This is a genomic window from Micromonospora sp. NPDC048839, assembly GCF_040649915.1.
Lineage (GTDB): Bacteria > Actinomycetota > Actinomycetes > Mycobacteriales > Micromonosporaceae > Micromonospora.
In genome coordinates, this window is record NZ_JBEZGL010000006.1 from 157,244 (window position 1) to 180,590 (window position 23,347).

23 protein-coding genes are annotated in these 23,347 nt (G+C 69.3%); 6 read left to right on the forward strand and 17 right to left on the reverse strand.

Going from position 1 to position 23,347, the window contains the following annotated elements:
- The first annotated feature begins 136 nt into the window (after window positions 1–136).
- A complete protein-coding gene (locus AB0C25_RS13905) occupies window positions 137–1,099 on the forward strand; it encodes an alpha/beta hydrolase (protein WP_357372981.1) in 963 nt (320 codons plus the stop codon).
- 85 nt (window positions 1,100–1,184) lie between these two features.
- Here AB0C25_RS13905 and AB0C25_RS13910 read toward each other — a convergent pair whose 3' ends face one another.
- From AB0C25_RS13910 to AB0C25_RS13935, 6 genes are all read right to left on the reverse strand, one after another.
- Entirely contained in the window at window positions 1,185–1,979 is a 795-nt protein-coding gene (locus AB0C25_RS13910; RefSeq protein WP_357372983.1) for an ABC transporter permease subunit, read from the reverse strand.
- 38 nt (window positions 1,980–2,017) lie between these two features.
- Complete coding sequence (locus AB0C25_RS13915) at window positions 2,018–2,983, reverse strand: ATP-binding cassette domain-containing protein (RefSeq protein WP_357372985.1); 966 nt, start codon at window positions 2,981–2,983, stop codon at window positions 2,018–2,020.
- The gene (locus tag AB0C25_RS13920) at window positions 2,980–4,461 is read right to left on the reverse strand and encodes a PH domain-containing protein (RefSeq protein WP_357372987.1); all 1,482 of its coding nucleotides are present in this window, start codon (window positions 4,459–4,461) and stop codon (window positions 2,980–2,982) included. Before AB0C25_RS13920 ends, AB0C25_RS13915 begins: the two co-directional genes overlap by 4 nt.
- 35 nt (window positions 4,462–4,496) lie before the next feature.
- Window positions 4,497–4,943, reverse strand: coding sequence for a PH domain-containing protein (locus AB0C25_RS13925; protein ID WP_357372989.1), 447 nt, complete (start codon window positions 4,941–4,943; stop codon window positions 4,497–4,499).
- 61 nt (window positions 4,944–5,004) lie between these two features.
- The gene (locus tag AB0C25_RS13930; protein ID WP_357372991.1) at window positions 5,005–5,295 is read right to left on the reverse strand and encodes a hypothetical protein; all 291 of its coding nucleotides are present in this window, start codon (window positions 5,293–5,295) and stop codon (window positions 5,005–5,007) included.
- Window positions 5,296–5,378: 83 nt separating this feature from the next.
- Complete coding sequence (locus tag AB0C25_RS13935; RefSeq protein ID WP_357372993.1) at window positions 5,379–5,705, reverse strand: LysR family transcriptional regulator; 327 nt, start codon at window positions 5,703–5,705, stop codon at window positions 5,379–5,381.
- A 607-nt stretch (window positions 5,706–6,312) separates the two neighbouring features.
- Here AB0C25_RS13935 and AB0C25_RS13940 point away from each other — a divergent pair.
- Window positions 6,313–6,483, forward strand: a complete 171-nt coding sequence (locus tag AB0C25_RS13940) for an aureocin A53 family class IId bacteriocin (RefSeq protein ID WP_357372995.1) — start codon at window positions 6,313–6,315, stop codon at window positions 6,481–6,483.
- A gap of 423 nt (window positions 6,484–6,906) precedes the next feature.
- Here the strand turns inward: AB0C25_RS13940 and AB0C25_RS13945 are convergent, their stop codons facing one another.
- Window positions 6,907–7,461, reverse strand: coding sequence for a carboxymuconolactone decarboxylase family protein (locus tag AB0C25_RS13945; RefSeq protein ID WP_357372997.1), 555 nt, complete (start codon window positions 7,459–7,461; stop codon window positions 6,907–6,909).
- An 84-nt stretch (window positions 7,462–7,545) separates the two neighbouring features.
- Here AB0C25_RS13945 and AB0C25_RS13950 point away from each other — a divergent pair, with 84 nt between their 5' ends.
- Together AB0C25_RS13950 and AB0C25_RS13955 are read left to right on the forward strand one after the other, a co-directional pair.
- Window positions 7,546–8,022, forward strand: coding sequence for a MarR family winged helix-turn-helix transcriptional regulator (locus AB0C25_RS13950; RefSeq protein WP_357372999.1), 477 nt, complete (start codon window positions 7,546–7,548; stop codon window positions 8,020–8,022).
- A 235-nt stretch (window positions 8,023–8,257) separates the two neighbouring features.
- The gene (locus tag AB0C25_RS13955; RefSeq protein ID WP_357373001.1) at window positions 8,258–8,458 is read left to right on the forward strand and encodes a hypothetical protein; all 201 of its coding nucleotides are present in this window, start codon (window positions 8,258–8,260) and stop codon (window positions 8,456–8,458) included.
- A gap of 53 nt (window positions 8,459–8,511) precedes the next feature.
- Here AB0C25_RS13955 and ccsB read toward each other — a convergent pair whose 3' ends face one another.
- From ccsB to hemL, 6 genes are all read right to left on the reverse strand, one after another.
- Window positions 8,512–9,483 (reverse strand): c-type cytochrome biogenesis protein CcsB, encoded by a 972-nt coding sequence (gene ccsB / locus AB0C25_RS13960; RefSeq protein WP_357373003.1) that lies wholly within the window; start codon window positions 9,481–9,483, stop codon window positions 8,512–8,514.
- Window positions 9,483–11,126 carry a cytochrome c biogenesis protein ResB gene (locus tag AB0C25_RS13965; protein WP_357373005.1) on the reverse strand — a complete coding sequence of 548 codons (1,644 nt, stop codon included), beginning with the start codon at window positions 11,124–11,126 and terminating at the stop codon, window positions 9,483–9,485. The genes ccsB and AB0C25_RS13965 overlap by 1 nt, the downstream gene beginning before the upstream one ends.
- Window positions 11,126–11,944: a cytochrome c biogenesis protein CcdA gene (locus tag AB0C25_RS13970; protein WP_357373007.1), complete on the reverse strand. Its 819-nt coding sequence runs from the start codon at window positions 11,942–11,944 to the stop codon at window positions 11,126–11,128. The genes AB0C25_RS13965 and AB0C25_RS13970 overlap by 1 nt, the downstream gene beginning before the upstream one ends.
- Complete coding sequence (locus AB0C25_RS13975; RefSeq protein WP_357373009.1) at window positions 11,944–12,513, reverse strand: TlpA disulfide reductase family protein; 570 nt, start codon at window positions 12,511–12,513, stop codon at window positions 11,944–11,946. Before AB0C25_RS13975 ends, AB0C25_RS13970 begins: the two co-directional genes overlap by 1 nt.
- A complete protein-coding gene (locus AB0C25_RS13980) occupies window positions 12,513–13,160 on the reverse strand; it encodes a histidine phosphatase family protein (protein WP_357243943.1) in 648 nt (215 codons plus the stop codon). Before AB0C25_RS13980 ends, AB0C25_RS13975 begins: the two co-directional genes overlap by 1 nt.
- Before the next feature lie 63 nt (window positions 13,161–13,223).
- Complete coding sequence (gene hemL / locus AB0C25_RS13985) at window positions 13,224–14,561, reverse strand: glutamate-1-semialdehyde 2,1-aminomutase (protein ID WP_357373011.1); 1,338 nt, start codon at window positions 14,559–14,561, stop codon at window positions 13,224–13,226.
- A gap of 188 nt (window positions 14,562–14,749) precedes the next feature.
- On the opposite strand from hemL, the gene AB0C25_RS13990 reads away from it, so the two are divergent.
- A complete protein-coding gene (locus AB0C25_RS13990) occupies window positions 14,750–15,085 on the forward strand; it encodes an STAS domain-containing protein (RefSeq protein ID WP_007454492.1) in 336 nt (111 codons plus the stop codon).
- Between the two features lie 155 nt (window positions 15,086–15,240).
- On the opposite strand, the gene AB0C25_RS13995 is transcribed toward AB0C25_RS13990, so the two are convergent.
- Together AB0C25_RS13995 and AB0C25_RS14000 are read right to left on the reverse strand one after the other, a co-directional pair.
- Window positions 15,241–16,854: an ABC transporter permease gene (locus tag AB0C25_RS13995; protein WP_357373013.1), complete on the reverse strand. Its 1,614-nt coding sequence runs from the start codon at window positions 16,852–16,854 to the stop codon at window positions 15,241–15,243.
- Window positions 16,851–17,747: an ABC transporter ATP-binding protein gene (locus AB0C25_RS14000; RefSeq protein WP_357373015.1), complete on the reverse strand. Its 897-nt coding sequence runs from the start codon at window positions 17,745–17,747 to the stop codon at window positions 16,851–16,853. Before AB0C25_RS14000 ends, AB0C25_RS13995 begins: the two co-directional genes overlap by 4 nt.
- Before the next feature lie 92 nt (window positions 17,748–17,839).
- Between AB0C25_RS14000 and AB0C25_RS14005 the strand changes: the two genes are divergently transcribed.
- A complete protein-coding gene (locus tag AB0C25_RS14005; RefSeq protein ID WP_357373017.1) occupies window positions 17,840–18,337 on the forward strand; it encodes a helix-turn-helix domain-containing protein in 498 nt (165 codons plus the stop codon).
- A gap of 3 nt (window positions 18,338–18,340) precedes the next feature.
- Here AB0C25_RS14005 and AB0C25_RS14010 read toward each other — a convergent pair whose 3' ends face one another.
- The gene (locus tag AB0C25_RS14010) at window positions 18,341–18,895 is read right to left on the reverse strand and encodes a response regulator (RefSeq protein WP_355029209.1); all 555 of its coding nucleotides are present in this window, start codon (window positions 18,893–18,895) and stop codon (window positions 18,341–18,343) included.
- Window positions 18,892–23,259 (reverse strand): HAMP domain-containing protein, encoded by a 4,368-nt coding sequence (locus tag AB0C25_RS14015; protein ID WP_357244114.1) that lies wholly within the window; start codon window positions 23,257–23,259, stop codon window positions 18,892–18,894. The genes AB0C25_RS14010 and AB0C25_RS14015 overlap by 4 nt, the downstream gene beginning before the upstream one ends.
- Window positions 23,260–23,347 lie beyond the last annotated feature (88 nt).

Here is a 23,347-nt window from a genome sequence, read left to right on the forward strand (position 1 = left end):
CGGGCGGCGGGCTTGGGCGGCGGGCGGCGGGCTTGAGCGGCGGGCGGCGGGCTTGGGCGGCGGGTCGAGATCGACTCGGCTTTCAGGAAACCGCGGTGTCCCGGGCCGCCGGACACCGCGACTTCAAGGAAGGCGAGTGGATCACCGCACCACGCGGGCATGGCGGGCGTTTGAGCGGGTAGCCGGGCGGCCGGCAGCGGGTAGGCGGCGGGCGGGGGCGGCGATGGGCGCGGAGCGGGTTCCGGCGGGGTTCACCGAGCAGCGGGCGCGGGTCGGCCAGATCGCCATGAACTACGTCCGGGGCGGCACCGGCCCGCCACTGGTGTTGCTGCACGGGTACCCGCAGTGCTGGTACATGTGGCGGCACCTGCTGCCCGATCTGGGACGCTCCTTCGACGTGGTCGTACCCGACCTGCGGGGCTTCGGGGACAGCGACGCCCCGGCCGGCGGCTACGACAAGAAGACTGTCGCCGCCGACCTGCACGGCCTGCTCGACCAGCTCGGCCTGGTCGGTGACCTCCGGCTGGTCGGGCACGACCTGGGGACGATGGTGGCGTACGCGTACGCGGCCGCCCATCCGCAGCGGGTGAGTCGGCTGGTGCTCAGCGAGGCGCCGATCCCCGACGAAAGCATCTACACCTTCCCCGCGCTCACCCAGGCCGGACCCGGGGTGTGGAACTTCGGCTTCTTCTCGCTCGGCAACGGGCTTCCGGAGGACCTGGTCAGCGGGCGGGAGTCGCTGTGGGTGGACCGGTTCACCGACGCGCTGATGGTGCGCAGGGGCAGCATCGCCGCGCCGGACATCGAGGAGTTCGCCGGTCACCTGCGCGACCCGGCGCACCTGCGGGCCAGTTTCGCCTACTTCCGGGCGTTCGAGCAGGACATCGCCGACAACGCGTCGTACCGGGAAATGAAGCTGACGATGCCGGTGCTGGCGGTCGGCGCGGCGGCCAGCCTCGGTGGGCAGGTCGCCGAACAGGTCCGCCGGTACGCCGACACCGTCCGCGGCGAGGTGATCGAGGACTGCGGACACTGGCTGTACGAGGAGCGCCCGGACGAGATGCTCGCCCTGCTGCGCGACTTCCTGCAGGCGGCCTGAGCCGGGCTCCCGCCGCCTGGACGTGTCACCGGTCCAGGCGGCGAGGTCCCTCCGCTTCGCCATGACGAGCCGGAATGGGTGCCGTTCACACGTCCCGGCGACGCATGGACAACACGGCACCACCAGCGAGTGCGGCGGACCATGCCGTGAGCGCCGCCACCGCGCCCAGCCACCTGCCGGTGTCGTTCGCTGATTCCAGGAGGGTGGTCACGGCCATCCCAAGACTGTGGCGGGAGATCGCCGACGGAAGCACCTCCGCCGGGACCGTCATCAGGGCGATCGTCAGAACGATCAGCAGACCGAGGATGGCGAAGATCGCACCGGCTGAGCTGCGCAGCAGGCACCCGAGGCTGATGGCCGACACACTCACGCCTGCCGTGGCCACCACGGCTCCGATCAGACTCAGGATGGTGGTCCGGTCGGTAAGGGGTGTGCCCATCGGGCCCGGTGTGAGGGCGAGCCAGTTGACCACCGCGGTCACGAAAATCGTCACGGCAACCAGGCCGGCGGAGACACCACCGACTGCGACCAGCTTGGCGGCCAGCACAGGTGTACGCCGGGGAGCCGCACCGAAGGCGAGCCTGATCGTGCCGTTGCCGAAGTCGCTGGCACCCGCGACCGCACCGATTGCGGCAATGAGAAAGATGGAGAGCTGCATGCCGATGAGCGTCGTGTTGACGAAGGTCGGCAGGACCTCGGCCGCGGACTGTTGGGCCTCCGGATCGGTGAAGAACGCCACAGGGATACTGAGACCAGCCGTGCAGAGAGCGACCATGATCAGGAGGACGACGAGCGAGCGCGCCGTGACGAGCTTGATCAGTTCGCTGCGTAGGAGGCCACCGAAGGTCAGTTCGTGCGTCGGTGGAACATGCCTACGCAAGGGGGCATCCACCTCTGTTGCCGTGCTCATCGCCCGGCTCACCTCACTTCAATCTTGACATTGTTCGCTGGCCCGGCCACGGATTGCTCGGGCTCGCCGATGTCGCGCCCACGGAACGTCACCGACTGCGCTGTGAGCTCCACGAATGCCTCCTCCAGCGAGGCCCGCAGGGGGACGAGTTCGTGCAGTCTGATGCCGTGCGCGGCGGCCAGATCACCCACCTCGACCGCGGTGAGGCCGTCGACGCGGAAGGCTCCGTCCGGCCCGTTCGACATCTGGCCACCGGAGGAGCGCACCAGCCGACCCAGTTCCTCGTCCTGGGGCGTGCGCAGGAGTACGCCCCGGGTCCTGCTGCGGCCGATCAGCGCGCTGACGGTGTCGTCGGCGATCAGCCGCCCCTTACCGATGACCACCACATGGTTCGCGGTGAGTGCCATCTCGCTCATCAGGTGTGAACTGATGAGCACTGCTCTGCCTTCGGCCGCCAACCTCTTCACCAGGGTGCGCATCCACAGAATGCCGTCCGGGTCCAGACCGTTGATGGGTTCGTCGAACATGAGGCTCGACGGGTCCGCCAACAGGGCGGTGGCGACGCCGAGCCGCTGGTACATGCCCATCGAAAAGCCGCCGATCCGGCGGTTCGCCACGTCACCGAGACCGACCAGATCCAGCACCTCGCGGACCCGGGACGTGCCAATCCTCGCGGTGGCGGCAACAGCTTGGAGATGGCGAAACGCGGTGCGTCCCGGATGCCCCGACTTCGGGTCGATCATCGCGCCCAGCGCGCCGAGCGGATTGCGGTGCTGGTTGAAGGGAACCCCGTCGACGAGGACCGTCCCACTGTCCGGTTGGGTCAGTCCCAGGATCATCCGCATCGTCGTGGACTTGCCTGATCCGTTGGGACCCAGGAATCCGGTGACGATCCCCGGCCGCACCACAAAGGAGAGGTCGTCGACTACCGCTGTCCCGCCGTACCTCTTGGTGACCCCGTTAACTTCGATCATGCCATCTTCTCTTTCCCCCGAAGCATTGCCGCGCTGGTCGTGGATTCGATGAACTGGTCGGTCAACGCCGTTCCGTGGGCCGGCACCCACAGCCGAACGGCTCGCGAGTCGTAGATCCCGAGGCATACCGCGCCGATCGACACGCGGTGGGCCGCGATCTGGTGTGAATGGACGAAGTACACGGAGTCGAGGGGAACCACGTAGTGGGTCACCCACAGAAAACCGCGTCTGAAACTGAGCACGGCGCCGTCCGGATCGAGCCTCACGGCCACCCAGCAGTAGTTGCTGGCAATCAGCAGGACGAGCGCCAAGACGACCATGAGGGCACCCGCCGTGACCGGGCGCAGGCTGCTTGCCGCCACGCCGGCCGCCGTCAACACCACCGCATTGACGGTGAGGAGCCCCCAGGTAACGGAACGCCGCACCGGGTGCGACTCATCCGCGGCAGCGGCGTAGGCCGGGAAATGGCTCCGAATCTCGTTCCTCAGGAACGCCAGGCGGGCCGCGGGGAACACGACGTTGGCCCCGATCCGCTCGCCGGACTGTCGGGCCACGACATTCAGCCGGGCGTGGCCGGTGGCACGCATGAGCGGATTCTGTTGGATCTTGATCCCCGCCACCTGGGAGCGGGACACCTGGCGGGACTCCGCGGACACGAGCCCGCCCGTCATGGCGAACACCGAGCCCCTGAGGCGAACCTCGAACGATCGGTACCGCAGCCAGGCGACTGTCGTCCCGAACCCGATCGCGACCGGCACGGCCAGCACCAGGACGGTGCCCGCCAGCACCCAGAGCGCCGCCGTGCCGTCTGGAAGGTCGGGAGTGGCCGCGGCCCAGGGCAACAGGGTCGCGACGTTTTCGTAGAGCCCGAACAGGAAGGGGACCACCAACAGGAACTGTCCGTAGGTGACCGAGAGCATGAAGTAGTCCCGGGGACGGATCCGATAGATCAGGTCGTCCTCGCCTGCCGGGTGGCCCTCCTCCCGATCCACAGCATCCGGCCGGTGCCCGGCAGACTCCGTTGCCGAAGCGACAGCGGGATGCTGTGGACGGGAGGCCGGGCGAGCCCGATAGGCCTCGAACAGGTCCTCGATCTCGGTAGCTACCGCCTCCGGCACCGCCTCGATGACCAGGTTGGCCTTCGACTGGGCACCGATGCCGATCAGGACCCGCGAGCAGCCCAGGGCCCGCCCGGCCGCCGACCGGGAGGTTTGGACGCTGGCGACTTCCGACCAGGCCAACGATGTGGAGCGCCGGAACACCAGCCCCGTGGCGAAGGTGACCCCGTCGGGACCCACCGAGAACCGGGTCATCCACCAATCCACGATCAGACTGAGCACGATGACGCCGCCCACCAGAGCGAAGATCGCATCTACCGGGAGACCGAGCACGACCGGCCACTTGACCCGTATCGAGAGCCAGACGATGAGCGCCGGGACGATGCCCGTCACGTGCTCGGCGGCGCGAACGGCGAACATGGCCGGGCTGTTGCGACGGTTTCGAATTTCTATCGTCATTCCGCGTACTCACGGATCAACAGCTCGAAGCGGTCGGCCTCGGCCCGTCCCAACGGGCCGAGGGACCGCGATTCGACGATCGTCGCCGCCCTGACGGTGAAGAGGTTGAACAGGCCCAGGATCGGGCCCTGGCGGACCTCGCAGTACAGGATGCGGGAGAGCGGGTACACCTGCCGCCGTCTCCAGAAGCGGCCCTGCTCGACGATGATGCAGTCCGCGGTCAGGGCATACCTGTAGTACCGGTAGCGCTGCGGGATCAACACCAGAGCGTCGAGCAGGGCGAAGAGCAGGGCGGCGAGAGCGAGCAGGCGGATCCACATGTCCCACTGCGGCGTGGTGAAAGGCAGCCGGGACAGGGTGAAGGCGACAACGAGCAGCGCCACGGCGCCGACAGCATTCTCCACCTGCCAGAAGATGACCGACCGCTGGTCGAGTCGCCTCATGCAGGGGTTGGCACCGTCGGCGCCCGGCGTCGTCCTGTCAACCGCATCGGTCACAGCGGCGTCACGACTCACGTCGAACTGAAGCCGAAGACCCACTCGCCTCTGCCTTGGTTTTCGACTGCCGCGCCCCGGCCCATATCCACAGCAGCGTCACCAGGCCGGCGAGCAGCACCACGTACGGCTTTCCCGCCGGGACTCGCCCTTGGGCGATGAGCACTACGGCTGCGATCACGAACAGGCATGGAACCAGCGCACCCAACCAGGCGGGTCCCCTGCGCGCCATGAGCAGGTGAAGGCCCAACACCGCCAGCACCGCCACAGTCACGCCGACAAGCGCAAGATTCTGCGACACGCGCTACCTCCCTTTCGACCCGAGTCGGGCAGGACAGGGGACGACGGGTCCGCTGCTGTCCAGCCGATTACGTTGAGCTCGATTCATGAAGCATTGTTCTTCCTCTGGACATTAGCATCGCCGTCACTGAATCGCTTATCCTGTCGCGTCTCGAACTTGACCGGTGGCAGCGACTTCAGTTCAGCGGCAATCCGCAGCAACTCCTGCGATATCCGCAGCGCAGCGTGCCCACTACGGGTGAGATTGAGACCTCGCACTTCACGTTCGAACAGCTCGACCCGGCAGACCTTCTCCACCTCACGGATGTGGTAGAGAACCGTCGACTTACCGTATCTGAGCCTCTTTGCGGCCTCCGAGACGCTGCCAGCCGAGGCGGCGGTAACGAACGTTCTCAGCATTTCGGTATTCATGTACTTCCCCCATGTGACGTGGGGTTCACTGCCAGTACTTCCCCCCAATTTGACGTGCGGTCCACTGCCAGTCTGCGGCGATGCGCCCAGCCGGGTCGGTCAGGAGCAAAGCGGTGCTGAGCGCTGCGACGCAGCTGAGAGCTGAGCTAGCACACCAAACCCCACTCTGAAACAGGCCAGCCCGACGAGTTGTGCACGCGTGGGCCAGCCAGGCACAAGGTATCAGAGTGTCGACGCCACAAGTGCCCCCCGCCATTGCCCGGCGGCGGCCATCTGCCCCTACGTCGCAACCCACGATGATCCACATGGGCGCCGATCCGCTCGGCTATTCCCGCAACTTGCATCCAGTGATGCCGACCCATGCCGGCCAGTGCCCGATACGGCCCTTAGGTCAACTTCTGTGTCATTGCCAGACCATGAACGAGCTCAGTACCACAGCGGCCAGGACCTTAGCAACCACTGTACGGAAACTTCGTCGCTCGTCGCTGTCTCGGGATTTGAATGTTAGTTTTTCCTCGCCGCTCAACGGGGCGGAAAAATACGGGTCGTTTCTGCAGGACATTTTCTGTCCGCCTGCTAGAACGCCACGGTTATTGGAGGCAATTAGATGGGTTGGCTGAAGCTGGCAGCGCAGATCATCAAGGCCGGCGCGAAGTACGGCAGCCGGTTTGCGAAGTGGGTGTGGGCGAACAAGACCCAGATCCTGAAGTGGTCGAACGCCGGCTACACGGTGTACGAGATCGTTCAGCTGATCGCCCGCCTCCTCGGGCTTGCCTGAGCCCTTCCGGATCCCCCAGATCCTGAACGCCTGATGACGAAACGGGAAGGTCGGCCAATCAATGGCCGCCTTCCCGTTTCGTTTGCGCATTTCTAGCGCTGATGCCAATCCGCAGCCGACCTGGTCGCGATCGCGATCGGCCTGGTACGCCCGCGAGAGACTCTGGGTGGACCGGTTCACGGGTGCGTTGATGGTCCGCAAGGGCAGCATCGCCGCGCCCGACATCGAGTAGTTCAGCAGTCACCCACGCGACCCGGCGCATCTGCGGGCCAGCGTCGCCTACTTCCGGGCGTTCGAGCAGGACATCGCGAACAACACGGCGTACCGGGAGATGAGCTGGAGACGCCGGTGCTGGCCGTCGGTGCGGCGGCCAGCACCGGCGGGCAGGTGGCGGCCCGATCAGGGGTCCGCACGTGCCCTCGGTCAGGCGGTGGGCGTCCAGGCGTGGGCGGCCAGGGGCGGGTCGAGCGGGGCGCGGGTGAGCCGGTTGGCGAATGTCGACATCGTGTACGCCCCGACGCCGAGCACCACGTCCAGCGCGTGCCGGGGCTGGTAGCCCGCGGCCAGGAAGCCGTCCATCTCGTCGTCCGGCACGCCGCCCCGGTGTTCGAGCACGGCCAGCGTGAAGCGGCGCAGCGCCTCCAGGCGCGGGTCGGGCAGCACCGAGCCGGCACGCAGCGCGGTGATCAGCTCGGGGGTCGCTCCGAGTCGGGTGAGCTTGTCGGTGTGCAGGGCAACGCAGAAATGGCATTCGTGACTGGTGGAGACCGCCAGGATGACCACCTCCCGCTCCAGCGGGGCGAGGTCGGTCTGCTCGAAGCCCGCGCTGGCGGTGAGGAAGCCGGTGAGCAACTGCGGCGAGTCGGCCATCAGCGCCACCGGGGTGGGCAGCCAGCCGAACCGGCCGCGTACTCCCTCGATGGACCGACGGGCGGCGGCGGGTGCGGTCTCAGCGGTGTGGGCGGTGAAGACGGACATGGTTACCTGCTTTCCAGAGCGTGTATCGGGGACCCGGTACGATAGTCAACATGGTTGACGAAATAGTAAACCTGGTTGTCGAACATGGCAACCGCTGATCCCGCGCGGCCCGGCTTCGCGCTGCCGCTGTTGCTGCTGGCCGGTTTCCGGACGCTCATCGACGACCTGCACGCCGAGCTGGCCCGGGAGGGGCATCCGGAGCTGCGACCGCTGCACGGATTCGTGCTCCAGGCCGTCGGCGCGGACGGCACCACCGCCACCGAGCTGGGCCAACGACTGGGCATCTCCAAACAGGCCGCCGGCAAGACGGTCGATCGGCTGGTCGCCGTCGGCTACCTGGAGCGGGTCGACGATCCCACCGACGCCCGACGCCGACTGGTCCGGGTGACACCGCGCGGGGCCGACGGGTTACACCGGTCGGCCGAGATCTTCGATCGGCTGCGCGAGCGATGGGTTGAGACCCTCGGCCCGAAACGGGTCGCTGCCATGGAGGACGACCTGCACACCGTGGCCTCGGCCAACTGGTTCCGGCTCGACGTGCCCGGCTGGTTCGGCGGCTGATCGCAGGCGGCGAGGGAGACCTCCGGACTCGGTGGCCGCCACCGCAAGATCTACTCGGGTTTCAGAAAGTCGCGGCGTCCCAGGGCGCAGGACACCCCCACTTCCTGAAAGCCGAGTGGATCAACGGCCAACTGGCGCGAGGTAGCGCCACATTGCCGCCCAGCGCCGGTCAAGTCCTGCAGACACATCTCACCGTGCCTGGCCGAACGGCGGGACGCGGGAGCAGAGTGAATCCATGTCGGACGCGTACGTCGCCGGCGACCCGGACGGGTTGTCGCCCCTGCTGGTCGAGCTTCGTGACGCCGTCGCCCGGGAGCTGCACGCCCAACTGGCGATGCGCGGCGAGCGGATCGAGCTGGCCGATCTACCGGAGGTGTCCTACCAGGTCGCCCGGCAGGTTGAGCGGACGTTGCGGGCCTGGCAACCCACGCGGTAGACGCGCGCCGGTCACTGACGAATTCGTGACCGGCCCGCATCGCGTTACCAGGATCAGTCCAGCCCGCCGTACGAGTGCAGGCCGGTGAAGAAGATGTTCACGCCGAACAGGTTCATCAGCATGGTGAGGAAGCCGAGCACCGCCAGCCAGGTGGCCACGTTGCGCTTGACGCTGGGCGTGGCGCGGGCGTGCAGGTAACCGGCGTACACGACCCAGGAGATGAAGGCCCAGGTCTCCTTCGGGTCCCAGCCCCACGGCCGACCCCACGCCGCCTCGGCCCAGATCGCGCCGGCGATCACCGCGAAGGTGAAGATCGGGAACGCGAAGGCGTGCAGCGCGAAGGTCAGCCGCTCCAGGCCCACCGCACCGGGCAGGCGCTTGGCCAGGGTGTACGGGAAGCTCCGCTTGCCCTGCTCGAACCCGTTGCGCATCAGGTAGCCGACCGCCGGCACCACGCCGAGCAGGAAGATGCCGGACGCGAAGACGATCGTCGAGACGTGGATGACGAACCAGTACGAGTTCAGGGCCGGCACCAGGGGCACGATCGGCACGTACAGCACCAGCTCGGCGGTGGCGACCAGCAGCACCATCACCAGGGTCAGGAACAGCCCGAGTTTGCGCAGCGACGGCCGCTTCCAGAGCACCACCAGCCAGGCGGCGACACCGATGAACGTCACCGTGAGCACGAACTCGTACATGTTGCCCCACGGCATCCGGTCCGCGGCGAGGCCGCGCGTGACAAGCGCCGCCAGGTGCAGCACGGCGGCTACCGCAGTGGCACCCACCCCGATCAGGCCCGCGAGGCGGGCACGACGCGCCGACCGGTCGGCTGCGGCCGACGGCGGGACCGGCGCGGGCGGCGGTGGCAGGGTGCCGCCGCCGGCACCCACCAGCTCACGGACCGGAGCCGCCGCGGCGATTCGGGTACGCGCGTTGCCCAGCGCGTACTCCACGGCGTGCCCGATCATCGCGACCAGGTACGCGAGGATCGCGAAGGTCACCAGATTGTCGGAGAGTGCGGACATCACTCGGCTCCTTCTCGCACGCCGGCCCGGTCAGTGGAGTCAGCGTCAGCACCAGCTCGTTCGGCACCGCTGACGGCGGCGACGAGCTGGGTGAACTCGTCGGCGAACCCTGGGTAGTCGGTACGCGGCAACCCACCGACCTCCATCAAGCTACTACCGCTCGTCGGAGATCCTTCCCCGGGGTCGGCCGGCACCACCCGGAAGAACACCCGACGACGCCGCCCGAACAGCGATCCCATCAACCCGACAAGCAGGACACCGCAGCTGATCAGCAGCGGGGTCGCGCCGGGATCGTGCCGGACGGAGAGGGTGACGTACCGCTCGGTGTCCAGGAACTCGACGGTGGAGCCGTCGTCCAACGTCCAGGTCTCGCCCTTGTGCAGCAGTTTGGTGCCGACCTCCTTGACCTTGCCGGACCGCACCTGCCGCTGGTCGAGTTGGTAGATCGAGCCGGGGATGCCGGCGTCCCGGCCGAGGTTGCCCCGGTAGGCGACCAGGTTCAGCACCGGGTTGCGCTCGTCCGGATACTGCGAGCGCACGAACGGCCCCTGCTCGGGCGCCGTGGGCAGGTAGATCCCGGTGAACGCCATCTGCTGATCCGGTGCGCGCTGCCCGGTGGCCGGGTCGACGTTCGCGTCCGGGAAGGCCGCCAGCCCTTCGCTGGTCAGACCCATGTCACCGGTGGTCAGGAACGGGTCGTCGCTGAGCTGGCTGTTGCCGAACCGGTCGGTGTAGCGGATCACCGGGGCGTACCCGTGGCCGAGCAGGTAGACGCTCGCGTCCTTCAACCGCAGCGGTGCGTTCACCGAGAAGTCCGCGCGGCGGGTGGGCTCGTCCGGGCCGTCGACGGTGACCGTGGCGTTGAAGAACTCCGGCTGGCCGGAGGGCAGGAAGCGGGCCTGGAAGTCGTCCAGCCGCAGGCAGAAGCGGGGCAGGTCCGCGCTGTCCACCCGGGGGCCGAGCTTGGCCTCGGCGAACTGTTGGCGGGTGTTGCAGAACGTGTTGTCCGCGCCGGCCACCAGGAGCCGGTTGCCACTCCAGCCGTACCACGAGCCGAGCGCGACGCCGATCAACACCGCGATCAGCGACAGGTGGAACAGCAGGTTGCCGGTCTCCTTGAGGTAACCCTTCTCGGCGGAGACCTCGTTGCCGCGCACCTGCACCCGCCAGCGGCGCTTGCGCAGCACCTCGGCGATCGCCGTGGCGCCACCGGCCGGTGCGGGCAGCACTGTGTGCTGCGGCAGCCGCACCATCCGCTTCGGCGCGGCCGGCGGCCGGGCCCGCAACGCCCGGACGTGGTCGCGCAGCCGGGGCGTGATGCAGCCGATCAGGGAGGTGAACAGGAGCAGGTAGATCGCGGAGAACCAGACCGAGCCGAAGACCTCGAACGCGCCGATCCGGTCCAGTCGGGGGGCCCAGTCCGGGTGGTCGACGAAGTACTGGTTGACCTTTTCCGGGCTGATCCCGCGCTGCGGCAGCACGGAGCCGGGGATGGCGGCGACCGCGAGCAGGAAGAGCAGGATCAGCGCCGTACGCATGCTGGTGAGTTGCCGCCACGAGTTGCGCAGCAGGGCCAGCAGCCGGTTGGGCCGACGCCGTGGCGCCGGGGCCACGGTCTCCGGTCGGTCGTCGACGACCGTCATCAGATGCTCACCTCGCCCACCCCGACGGTGGTCTGCAACCAGATCACGAAGCTCTGCCATCCGCCGGTGACGAGCGCCAGGCCGATCAGGATGAGCAGGGCGCCGCCGACCCGGGTGACCCAGCGGCTGTTGCGCCGGACGGCGCGGAAGACCCCGAGCAGGCGTTCGAAGCCCAGCCCGAAGACCACGAACGGTATCCCCAACCCGAGGCAGTACGCCACGGCGAGCACCATGGCGCGGTCGGTCTGGCCGCTGGCAGTGGCCATCATCATCACCGCGCCGAGGGTGGGACCGGTGCAGGGCACCCAACTGAGGGCGAACACCGCTCCGAAGACAGGTGCGCCGAGCAGGCCGGCGGCGGGCAGCCGGGAGATCCGGAACTCCCGTTGCAGGGCCGGGATCATCCCGAGGTAGGCGATGCCGAGCACGATGATCAGCCCGCCGGCGACGATCTCCAACTGCCGCTCGTAGTCGAAGAAGACCCGGCCGATGCTGGCGAAGAGGACCGCGCTGGCGACGAAGACGACCGTGAAGCCGGCGATGAAGAGCAGCGTGCCCGCGAGCACCCGGCCCTTGACCGCGCCGACCCGCGCGACCCGCTCCTTCACGGCGACACCGCCGGTGGCCGGCGCGGGATCGGCCGCCGGTCGGCGACCCTCCAGGTCGGCGCCGGCCAGACCGGTGACGTACGACAGGTAGCCGGGGACGAGTGGGAGCACACACGGGGAGAGGAAGCTGACCAGGCCGGCGAGCGCCGCCGCGCCGATGGCGAGCAGCAGCGGCCCGTTGAGGGCCAACTCCTTGAAGGTCTCGCCCATCAGCCCGACGCCGGCTTCTCGGCCGCGATCCGCTCGACGATCGGTTGCAGGCCCTCCTGCTTGACCGCGGCCCGGATCACCACGGCGATCCGACCCTCCCGGTCCAGTACCACTGTCGCCGGGACGAAGTTCGGTGGGATGTCCAGGGCGAGCGCCAGCCGGCTGGACGGGTCGAACAGGCTCGGATAGGTGACCCGACCCTTTTCGAACGCCTTGGCCTTGTCCCGCTCGTCGGAGACGTTGGCGCCGAGGAAGGTCACTCCGGAGCCCTTGGTGGCCTGGTAGGTCGCTTCCAGGTCGTCGGCCTCGGCACGACACGGCGCGCACCAGGAGCCCCAGAAGTTGAGCACCACCACCTGACCGCGGGCCTGGCTGACGTCGTAACTGCCGCCGTCGAGCAGCTCACCCGCGAGCTTCGGGGGTGCCGAGCGCTGGTCCGGTGCGCACTCGAAGATCCCGTCGGTGGTGGTCGTGCAGGTCTTCTCCTGCCCCTTCGACGACGTGCAGCCGACCAGCGCCACCGCGGCGACGGCGGCGAGCAGACCGGCGGTCCACCTCCGGGCGTTCATCAGGCCCCCTTGGCCGTCCTGGCTGTCGCGGAGAGAGCGATCAGGTGCGCGGCCGGCTCGCTGTAGCCGATGCCCTCCACCTTCGCGCCGTCGAAGTGGAACGAGGTGAGGCTCGCCAGTCCGCACTGCCGCTTGCGCGGGTCGTGCCAGAGCCGCTTGCGCTCGACGTGGCGGCGCAGCGTCCAGATCGGGAGCTGGTGCGACACCAGCACCGCCTCACGCCCCTCGGCGGCGACCCGGGCGGCGTGCACAGCCGCGAACATCCGCTCGGCGATCACCCGGTACGCCTCACCCCAGGACGGGGTCACCGGGTCACGCAGCACCCACCAGTTACGCGGGTCGCGAAACGACCCGTCTCCCGGGGACACCTTCTTGCCCTCGAACCAGTTGGCGCTCTCGATCAGCCGCTCGTCCACGCCGACCGGCAGCCCGAACTGGGCGGCGATCGGCTCGGCGGTCTGCTGGGCGCGCTCCAGCGGGCTGGCCACCACGTGCACGATCTCCCGCTCGGCCAGGCCCTGCGCGGCGGCCTTGGCCATCTGCACACCCAGCTCGGAGAGGCGGAAACCGGGCAGCCGGCCGTAGAGGATCTGGTCGGGGTTGTGCACCTCGCCGTGCCGGAGCACGTGGACCACCGTCTTGCTCAACGCTGTGCCCCCTTTGTTTGCGACTGCGGGGCTCGCAAACCCGGCTCACTCCTCGCGCGCACGCTAACCCCCGTGACCAGCCGCTGCCGCCGCGTTCGCCGCCGTGGGCAGCGCTGCGGCGATGTGCTCCAGAGCGGCGTCGTCGATCGCCGCCGACACGAACCACGACTCGAACGCGCTCGGCGGCAGGTAGACGCCGGCGGCGAGCATCGCGTGGAAGAACGCCTTGAACGCCGGCACCTGCTGGGTGCGGGCGCTGTCGTAGTCGACCACGTCGGCGTCGGTGAAGAAGATCGAGAACATGCTGCCGGCGTACGAGAGTCGGTGCGGGACCCCGGCGGCGGCCAATGCGTCGGACGCCAGCTTGCCCACGACGGCGGCCGTGTCGTCGAGGCGGCGGTAGAGCGCGTCGTCGGCGAGTCGCAGGGTGGCCAGGCCGGCGGCGCAGGCCAGCGGGTTACCGGAGAGGGTGCCGGCCTGGTAGACCGGGCCGGCCGGCGCGAGCCGCGCCATGATGTCCGCGCGCCCGCCGAACGCCGCGGCGGGCAGGCCACCACCCATGACCTTGCCGTACGTCCACAGGTCGGCATCGGAGGCGTCGAGGCCGTGCCACCCGGCGCGGGAGACCCGGAACCCGGTCATCACCTCGTCGACCACCAGCAGGGCGCCGTGCGCGTGCGCGATCCGGGCGAGCTGCTGGTTGAAGCCGTCGCGGGGGGCGACCACGCCCATGTTGCCGGCGGCGGCCTCGGTGATCACCGCGGCGATGTGCGGACCCTCGGCGGCGAAGGCCTCCTCGACGGCTCGGATGTCGTTGTACGGCAGGACGATCGTCTCGCTGGCCGCCGCGCCGGTCACGCCGGGCGAGTCGGGCAGGCCCAGGGTGGCCACGCCGGAACCGGCGGCGGCGAGCAGCGCGTCCACGTGTCCGTGGTAGCAGCCCGCGAACTTGATGATCTTGGAGCGGCCGGTGAAGCCGCGGGCCAGCCGGATCGCCGACATGGTCGCCTCGGTGCCGGAGTTGACCAGGCGGACCTGCTCCATCGGGGTCCGGTCGACCAACTCGGCGGCCAACTCCACCTCACCCGGAGTAGGGGTGCCGAAGCTGGTGCCCCGGGCGGCGGCGGCCTGCACGGCGTCCACCACCTCGGGGTGGGCGTGCCCGAGGATCAGCGGACCCCACGAGCAGACCAGGTCGACGTAGCGGCGGCCGTCGGCGTCGTACAGCCACGGACCCTCGCCACGGACCATGAAACGCGGGGTGCCGCCGACCGCCTGGAAGGCGCGCACAGGGGAGTTCACCCCGCCCGGCACGATGGCGCGGGCGCGGTCGAACAGGGCCTCGGAGGCCGGCGCGTCGGCTGGGTAGCGGCCGGATCCGGCGGAAAAGGTGTCGGTCACGATGCGGCCATTGTGTCAGCGCCACACCGTCAACCAGCAGCCACCCCGCGCTGGGGTTACCGGGCTCACCCTGGCCGGCGGTGGGCAGCGGCGGCAACGCGAGGTCGAGGCGACGACTCGTGACCTCGGTGGGCGGCGGCTCGCGGCCTCAACAGGCCGGGCCGGGCAGATCGCGCTAGGCTGACCGGGTGGATCGTGCCGAACTGTCCATCACGCTACACCGGACGGGCGACGAAGCAGTGCTGCGCCTGGCCGGTGAGATCGACATGCTCACGGCCGCCCAGCTCTCCACGGTGGTCAACGAGGTGCTGGCGGACCCACCCCCGCGGATCGTGCTCGATCTGGGTGGTGTCACCTTCTGCGACTCGCAGGGCCTGGGCACCCTGGTCGTGCTCAGCCGCAAGGCCAGCCACGCGCAGAGCCTGCTGATGCTGACCCACGTGGGCGATTTCCTGATCCGCGTCCTGGACATCACCGGCCTCCGCAGCGCCCTGATGATCCGCAACGACCAACCCACTGGCTGACCCCGGCCCCTCCCCCTCCCCCTCCCCCGGTCCCGGCCTCCCACCTGACCCTTTACCCCCGTTGATCATGGGGTTATAGCGCCGACACGCCGAGGCGGATGGCTATAACCCCATGATCGACGAGGTCAAAGGGGGGTCAAGGGGGGTGAGTGGGGTCAGGGGGTGGGGATGTCTCTTGTGCGGAAGGTCAGCAGGGCCGCCGTCAGCAGGGCCGCCGTTACCGCCGTCAGGACGATCAGTGGGGTTGCCGGCCAGTCCTCGCCGAGGACCTGGGGGGTGTGGGTGAACGGGGAGATGTCCAGCGCCCACTGGTCCAGCCCCACCACCGCACCGAGCTGACCGAGCAGTAGACAGCCGGCGAGCATCGCCCAGGCGCCCGCGGACAAGCGGGGCAGCCAGCCGACCAGCAGCGCCGCCAGCCCGGACAGCACCCAGGCCGCGGGCACCTGGGCCAGCCCGGCACCGAGCAACCGCGGCAGCGCGCCGCCCACGTCGGAGGTGCTGATCCCGTAGGCCAGCCCGGTGGCGAGCCCGGCGACGCTCAACACCACCGCGGGGCCGAGCAGCGCGAAGACCAGATGCGCCGCCAGCCAGCGAGTGCGGCTCACCGCCGTCGCGAGCAGCGGTTCGGCCCGTCCGGCGGTCTCCTCCGCCCGCGCCCGCAGCGCGGCCTGGATCCCGTAACCGGCGGCGGCCAGCGCGGTCAGGCTCAACGTCCCACCGAGGTACGCCTCGGCGAGTGCCGACGTGCCACCCAGCCGGGACAGGATCTCGGCCACCTGCTGGTTGCCCCGCACCGCCTCCCCGGCGGCATCCGCCGCCCCGCCGAGCACCAGACCGAGCAGCCCGAAGCCGACGGTCCAGCCGAGCAGCTGGGTCCGGTGCAGCCGCCAGGCCAACCCGAACGGGCCAGCCAGGCCGGCACCGGCGGTGGCCGGGCCGAGCCGGGACGGAAACACTCCCGCGCCGAGGTCACGACGGACCGAGACGGGGTACGCGACGAGCGCGACGGCCACGCTGAACAGCACCGGTAGCAGCAGCACCCACAGCCGCTCGTCGGCGTAGGCGCGGCTGCGTGCCGACCAGCCCAGCGGCGAGAGCCAGCTCAGCCACTCGGTGTCCCCACCGGCGCCGCCGGACCCCCCGGCGTCGCCGGCCAGCCGCAGCACGAAGGCCAACCCGAGCGCACCCAGGCCGAGCCCACGCGCCCCACCCGCGCCCTCGGTGAGCTGCGCGGCCAGCCCGCCGACCGTGGCGAAGGCCACTCCGGTGAGCGCCACGCCAACACCGAAGAGCACCGAACCCGCACCGGGCAGGCCGGCCGCGACCAGACCGCCGGCGGCGAGCAGGCCGAGCAGCACATTCGCGGAGTACGTCACCAGCAGCGCGGCGGTCAGCCCGGCGTACCGGCCCAGCACTGTCGCGCCGAGCAGTTCCCGCCGACCGGCCTCCTCCTCGGCCCGGGTGTGCCGGACGACGGTGAGCACGCTGACCAGCGCGGCGATCAACGCCAGCAGACCGGCGCGCTGGACGGTGAGCGCACCGATGCTGTCGCCGTACACCGGGCCGAGCAGGGCGACGATCGACGGGTTGCTCGCCGTTCCGGCGAGGTACGCGGCCCGCTCGGCGGCGGTCGGGTACAGCTCGGCGTACGCGCTGGCGTAGCTGGCCGGGAGCAGCGCCAGCAGCAGGATCCAGACCGGCAGCAACACCCGGTCCCGGCGCAGGATGAGGCGCACGAGATGCCGGGTCCCGGTGAGGGCCGTCATGACCGCACCTGCTCGGCCTGGTAGTGGCGCAGGAACAGCTCCTCGAGTGTCGGAGGCTGGCTGACCAGACTCCGTACGCCGATCTCGGTGAGCCGGCGCAGCGCGGTGTCCAGCGCGGCGTTCTCCACGTCGAAGCGCACCCGGTGCCCGTCCACCCGCAGGTCGTGGACGCCGTCGAGGTGACCCAGCGCGTCCGCCGGGCCGGTCAGCTCGGCGTCGATCGAGGTGCGGCGCAGGTGGCGCAGCTCGGTCAGGGTGCCGGTCTCCACGTCCCGGCCGTTGCGGATGATCGTCACCCGGTCGCAGAGCGCCTCCACCTCGGCCAGGATGTGACTGGAGAGCAGCACGGTGCGACCGTCGGCCTTGGCCCGGCGGACCCAGTGTTGGAACACCTCCTCCATCAGTGGGTCCAGCCCGGAGGTCGGCTCGTCCAGGATGAGCAGTTCGGCGTCCGAGGCGAGGGCTGCCACCAGGCCGACCTTCTGCCGGTTGCCCTTGGAGTAGGCCCGTCCCTTCTTGCGCGGGTCCAGCTCGAAGGAGTCCAGCAGTTCGGCCCGGCGGGCCGGGTCCAGCCCTCCGCGCATCCGGCCCAGCAGGTCGATGACCTCGCCGCCGGAGAGGTTGGGCCAGAGCGTCACGTCGCCCGGCACGTACGCCAGCCGGCGGTGCAGGGCCACCGCGTCCCGCCACGGGTCACCGCCGAGCAGGCGGACGGCCCCCGCGTCCGTCCGCAGCAGGCCGAGTAGTGCCCGGATGGTTGTCGACTTGCCGGCGCCGTTCGGGCCGAGGAAGCCGTGCACCTCGCCGGTGCGGACGGTCAGATCCAGACCGTCGAGTGCCCGCGTCCGGCCAAAGGTCTTGACCAGACCGGACACCGCAATGGGAGTTTCCATGTATCGGAAGCTACACTCGTTTCACAAAGTTGTGAAGACTGTGAGACCTGGGCAGCATCGAGGGTCACACCAGCACGTGGAAGGGGACCACCATGGCAACCGGCGACAGCCACGACCCGGTGCACCTCTTCATCGAGCGGATGGCCCTGACCTTCGCCGAGGTCGGCTTCCCACGAATGGCCGCCCGGGTGCTCTTCACCGTGATGAGCGCGGACGATCCCCTCACCGCCGCCGAGATCGGCGACCGGCTCGGGGTGAGCGCGGCGGCGGTCAGCGGCGCGGTCCGCTACCTCACCCAGTTCGGCATGCTGATCCGCGAGCCGGTCCCCAGGTCCCGACGGGATCGCTACCGGATGCCGGACAACCCCTGGTACGAGGCGACCATCACCAAGACCATGCTCTACAAGACGTTCATCGACGCGGCCGAGGGCGGTGTGGTCGCCCTCGACGGCCCGGAGACGCCGGCCGGCGGGCGGGTGGCCGAGATGCGCGACTTCTTCATCTTCGTTCAGGAGGAGCTGGACTCGCTGGGCGAGCGGTGGCGGGCCCGCCGGGCCGCGACCGGCCACGCCCGACCCGGCGAGGTCTGAACGTCAGGCGGTGTTGCCCCAGCGGGCCTGCTCAAGCATGCGTACCGCCCGGTCGTGGGCCTCCGAGTCGTCGGAGCGGAGCAGCGTGGTCGCCTCGTCGACCGCGTCGGTGAGCCGCCGCCACTGCGTGTCGCGCTCCCGGACCAGGTCCGACTGGGTGGCCAACTGCCGGGTCTTCACCCACAGCTCGACGAAGACCGACACCTTGGCCCGCAGCACCCACGGGTCGAACGGCTTGGTCAGGTAGTCCACCGCGCCCACCTGGTAGCCCCGGAGAGCGAGCTGGGCGTCCCGATCCGCGGCGGTCAGGAAGATGATCGGCACGTGCCGGGTCCGCTCCCTCCGCTTGATATGGCTCGCCGTCTCGAACCCGTCCATGTCCGGCATCTGCGCGTCCAGCAGGATCACCGCGAAGTCGTCCACCAGGAGCTGCTTGAGCGCCGCCTCGCCGCTCTCCACCGCGACGGACTGGACCGGCAGCCCCTGGAGGATCGCCTCCAGGGCCGTCAGATTCTGCCGCCGGTCATCCACGAGCAGCGCCTTGGCGATCTGGGTCACGAAGTCTCCTCGGTCCGACTGCCGTTGATCCACGACGACATCAATTCGATCAGGTCATCCAGGTCGACCGGCTTGGTGATGTAGTCGCTGCCGCCGGCCGCGAGCGCCGACTCCCGGTCACCCGGCATGGCCTTCGCGGTCAGGAACACCACCGGCAGATCAGCGAACCGATGGTTGCGGCGAATCTGGCGGGTGGTCTCGTAGCCGTCCTGGTCCGGCATCATGGCGTCCATCAGCACGATGTCCACCTCCGGATGCTCGGCCAACAGGCGGACACCGTCCGCCCCGTTGTCCGAGTACAGCACGGTCATCCCGTGCAGCTCCAATGCGCTGGTCAAGGCGAAGACGTTGCGGACGTCGTCATCCACGATCAGCACCGTGGCGCCATCCAACTGACGGGTGACCGGCGCCTCCGGCCGCTCCGGCAACAGCTCCAGCGGCGGCATCAGCAGCGACGACGGCAGGCCGGCGCGCTGCGGAGACGGAAGCTGGGGCGCGACCACGGCATCCGGCGCCAACACCTGCGGTACGAACAGGGTGAAGGTCGAGCCCTGACCGGGAGCGGACGACACGGTGATCGTGCCGCCGATCAGCCGAGCCAGATCGCGGCTGATCGACAGGCCCAGGCCGGTGCCGCCGTAGCGGCGGCTGGTCGTGCCGTCCGCCTGCTGGAACGCCTCGAAGATGATCGACAACTTGTCGTCGGAGATGCCGATCCCGGTGTCGATCACGGTGAACGCGATCACCTGCTGAGCGTTCGTCAACGCCGGTACGTCGAAGACCGCGTTCTCCGCCGCCGGGGCGATCCGCAACGTCACCGCACCGTTGTCGGTGAACTTCACCGCGTTGGAGAGCAGGTTGCGCAGGATCTGCTGCAACCGCTGCGCATCGGTCACCAGCGCTGGCGGCAGATCCTTGCTCACCCGTACCTGGAAGTCCAGGTTCTTCTCCTCGGCCTGCGGCGCGAACGCCTGCTCCACGTAGCCGCGCAGCTCGGCGAAGCGGATCTCGGTCGGCTCGACGTCCATCCGACCCGCCTCGATCTTGGACAGGTCGAGGATGTCGTCGATCAGGCGCAGCAGGTCCGAGCCGGAGCCGTGGATGGTCCGCGCGAACTCGATCTGCTTGGGGCTGAGGTTCTGCTCCGAGTTCTCCGCCAGCAGGCGAGCCAGCAGCAGCAACGAGTTCAGCGGCGTACGCAGCTCGTGGCTCATGTTGGCCAGGAACTCCGACTTGTAGGCCGAGGCCCGGGTCAGCTGCTGCGCCTTCTCCTCCAGGCCCAGCCGCGCCAGCTCGATCTCCCGGTTCTTCGTCTCGATGTTGCCCTTCTGCTCGGAGAGCAGAGTCGCCTTCTCCTCCAACTCGGCGTTGGTGCGCTGCAACTCCGCCGACTGCTCCTGCATCTCGTGCGCCAGCCGCTGCGACTGGGCCAGCAGCTCCTCCGTACGACGGTTGGCCTGGATGGTGTTGACCGCGATGCCGATGGTCAGCACCAACCGCTCCAGGAACGCGAGGTGCAGACCGGAGAAGGCCGACACGCTCGCGAACTCGATCACGCCGAGCAGTTCGCCCTCGAACAGCACGGGGAGCACCACCAGGTCGGACGGGGGTGTCTCAGCCAGCCCGGACCGCAGGGTGAGCCGGCTGTTCGGAGAGGCGCTGACCCGGATCGTGCGGCGGGACAGCGCGGTCTGCCCCACCAGCCCCTCGCCCGGCCCGAAGGTGACGTCGTTGCCCCGTGCCACGTACCCGTACGACGAGGTCAGCCGCAGCCGCATGCTGCCGTCGGTGTCGTCGGCCAGGAAGAAGGCACCGAGCTGGGCGTCGACGAGCGGGGTCACCTCCATCATGATCATGCGGCAGACCTCGCCGAGATCGCGCTGGCCCTGCAACAGGCCGCCGATCCGGGCCAGGTTGGAGTCCAACCAGCCCTGCTCGGCGTTCTTCTTGGTCGTCTCCCGGAGGGTGACGATCATCTGGTTGATGTTGTCCTTCAGCTCGGCGACCTCGCCCTGCGCCTTGACGGCGATCCGCTGGGTCAGGTCGCCCCGGGTCACCGAGGTGGACACCTGGGCGATCGCCCGCAGCTGCGTGGTCAGCGTCGAGGCGAGCTGGTTGACGTTCTCGGTCAGGTCGCGCCAGGTGCCGGACACGCCCTTCACCTGCGCCTGGCCACCGAGCTTGCCCTCGATGCCGACCTCGCGGGCCACCCGGGTCACCTCGTCGGCGAACGACGAGAGCTGATCGACCATCGTGTTGACAGTCGACTTCAGCTCCAGGATCTCGCCCTGGGCGTCCACCGTGATCTTCTGGCTCAGGTCACCCTTCGCCACCGCCGTGGTCACCGAGGCGATGTTGCGGACCTGGCTGGTCAGGTTCGACGCCATCGAGTTGACGTTGTCGGTGAGGTCGCGCCACGTACCGCTGACGCCCTTGACCTGGGCCTGACCGCCGAGCTTGCCCTCGGTGCCCACCTCGCGGGCCACCCGCGTCACCTCGTCGGCGAACGACGACAACTGGTCCACCATCGTGTTGACAGTCGACTTCAGTTCCAGGATCTCGCCCCGCGCGTCCACCGTGATCTTCTGCGACAGGTCACCCTTCGCCACCGCCGTGGAGACCTGGGCGATGTTGCGGACCTGGGCGGTCAGGTTCGACGCCATCGAGTTCACGTTGTCGGTCAGGTCCCGCCAGGTGCCGGCGACACCGCGCACCTGGGCCTGGCCGCCAAGCTTGCCCTCGGTGCCCACCTCGCGGGCCACCCGGGTCACCTCGTCGGCGAACGACGAGAGCTGATCCACCATCGTGTTGACAGTCGACTTCAGCTCCAGGATCTCACCCCGCGCGTCCACCGTGATCTTCTGCGACAGGTCACCCTTCGCCACCGCCGTGGTCACCGAGGCGATGTTGCGGACCTGGCTGGTCAGGTTCGACGCCATCGAGTTCACGTTGTCGGTCAGGTCCCGCCACGTACCGCTGACGCCCTTGACCTGGGCCTGACCGCCCAGGTTGCCCTCGGTGCCCACCTCACGGGCCACCCGCGTCACCTCGTCGGCGAACGACGACAACTGGTCCACCATCGTGTTGACGGTGTTCTTCAGCTCCAGGATCTCGCCCTGGGCGTCGACGGTGATCTTCTGCGACAGGTCGCCCTTCGCCACGGCGGTGGAGACCTGGGAGATGTTCCGGACCTGGCTGGTCAGGTTGCCGGCGAGCTGGTTGACGTTCTCGGTGAGGTCGCGCCAGGTGCCGGAGACCCCGCGCACCTGCGCCTGGCCGCCGAGCTTGCCCTCGATGCCCACCTCACGGGCCACCCGCGTCACCTCGTCGGCGAACGACGACAACTGGTCCACCATCGTGTTGACGGTGTCCTTCAGCTCCAGGATCTCGCCCTGCGCCGCGACCGTGATCTTCTGCGACAGGTCACCGCGCGCCACCGCCGTGGAGACCTGCGCGATGTTACGGACCTGGGCGGTCAGGTTCGACGCCATCGAGTTGACGCTGTCGGTCAGGTCCTTCCAGGTGCCGGCCACGTTCGGCACCTCGGCCTGACCACCCAGCTTGCCCTCGGTGCCCACCTCGCGGGCCACCCGGGTCACCTGCTCAGCGAAGAGCCGCAGCGTGTCGGTGAGGTAGTTCATCGTGGCGGCCAACTCGGCGACCTCACCGCGCGCGCCAACCGTGATCTTCTGCGACAGGTCGCCCTTGGCCACCGCCGTCGCCACCTGCGAGATCGACCGCACCTGCCCGGTCAGGTTCGACGCCATGGTGTTCACCGAGTCGGTGAGGTCCTTCCAGGTGCCGGCGACGCCCCGAACGTCGGCCTGACCACCCAGCTTGCCCTCGGTGCCCACCTCACGGGCCACCCGGGTCACCTCGTTCGAGAACGAGGACAACTGGTCGACCATCGTGTTCACGGTGCGCCCGATGCGCAGGTACTCACCGCGCAGCGGCCGGCCGTCGATCTCCAACGCCATGTGCTGGGACAGGTCGCCGTCCGCGACCGCCACGATGACCCGGGCGATCTCGGTGGTCGGTCGGCCCAGGTCGTCGATCAGCGAGTTGATCGCCCGCTGCCCCTCCGCCCAGGAGCCGTCCAGCCCCTCGTCGTCGAGCCGCTCGGTGAGCCGGCCGTCGCGACCGACGATCCGGCTGATCCGCCGCAGGTCCAGGTACTGCCGCTCCTGGAGCGAGACCACCTCGTTGAAGGCGTCCGCCACCTCACCGGCCGCGCCCGCGCGGCGGGGAAGCCGGACCTTCAGGTCACCCCGACCGATCCGTCGCAGTGCCTCGGTCAACTCGCCGAGGAGCGCCTCGTGGTCGGGCGCGGACGGATCCGCCACCGACTGCTTCGCCGTGGTCATCATTCCTCGCTCCACTCGGGGGCTGCCGGTCCGTACGGACACACCGGCACCCCATATTGTGCCCGCGCGCGCCGTGGTGCCAGGGTGC

Excerpts from the sequence above, each read along its gene's own strand:
- AB0C25_RS13940 (WP_357372995.1), top strand. The coding sequence starts at position 6,313 with ATGGGTTGGCTGAAGCTGGCAGCGCAGATCATCAAGGCCGGCGCGAAG.
- AB0C25_RS13950 (WP_357372999.1), top strand. The coding sequence starts at position 7,546 with ATGGCAACCGCTGATCCCGCGCGGCCCGGCTTCGCGCTGCCGCTGTTG.
- AB0C25_RS13970 (WP_357373007.1), bottom strand. The coding sequence starts at position 11,944 with ATGGGCGAGACCTTCAAGGAGTTGGCCCTCAACGGGCCGCTGCTGCTC.
- AB0C25_RS13995 (WP_357373013.1), bottom strand. The coding sequence starts at position 16,854 with ATGACGGCCCTCACCGGGACCCGGCATCTCGTGCGCCTCATCCTGCGC.
- AB0C25_RS14015 (WP_357244114.1), bottom strand. The coding sequence starts at position 23,259 with ATGACCACGGCGAAGCAGTCGGTGGCGGATCCGTCCGCGCCCGACCAC.
- AB0C25_RS13935 (WP_357372993.1), bottom strand. The coding sequence starts at position 5,705 with ATGAATACCGAAATGCTGAGAACGTTCGTTACCGCCGCCTCGGCTGGC.
- ccsB (WP_357373003.1), bottom strand. The coding sequence starts at position 9,483 with ATGTCCGCACTCTCCGACAATCTGGTGACCTTCGCGATCCTCGCGTAC.
- AB0C25_RS13955 (WP_357373001.1), top strand. The coding sequence starts at position 8,258 with ATGTCGGACGCGTACGTCGCCGGCGACCCGGACGGGTTGTCGCCCCTG.
- AB0C25_RS13925 (WP_357372989.1), bottom strand. The coding sequence starts at position 4,943 with ATGAGGCGACTCGACCAGCGGTCGGTCATCTTCTGGCAGGTGGAGAAT.
- AB0C25_RS13915 (WP_357372985.1), bottom strand. The coding sequence starts at position 2,983 with ATGATCGAAGTTAACGGGGTCACCAAGAGGTACGGCGGGACAGCGGTA.
- AB0C25_RS13975 (WP_357373009.1), bottom strand. The coding sequence starts at position 12,513 with ATGAACGCCCGGAGGTGGACCGCCGGTCTGCTCGCCGCCGTCGCCGCG.
- AB0C25_RS13965 (WP_357373005.1), bottom strand. The coding sequence starts at position 11,126 with ATGACGGTCGTCGACGACCGACCGGAGACCGTGGCCCCGGCGCCACGG.
- AB0C25_RS14005 (WP_357373017.1), top strand. The coding sequence starts at position 17,840 with ATGGCAACCGGCGACAGCCACGACCCGGTGCACCTCTTCATCGAGCGG.
- AB0C25_RS13945 (WP_357372997.1), bottom strand. The coding sequence starts at position 7,461 with ATGTCCGTCTTCACCGCCCACACCGCTGAGACCGCACCCGCCGCCGCC.
- AB0C25_RS13920 (WP_357372987.1), bottom strand. The coding sequence starts at position 4,461 with ATGTTCGCCGTTCGCGCCGCCGAGCACGTGACGGGCATCGTCCCGGCG.
- AB0C25_RS14000 (WP_357373015.1), bottom strand. The coding sequence starts at position 17,747 with ATGGAAACTCCCATTGCGGTGTCCGGTCTGGTCAAGACCTTTGGCCGG.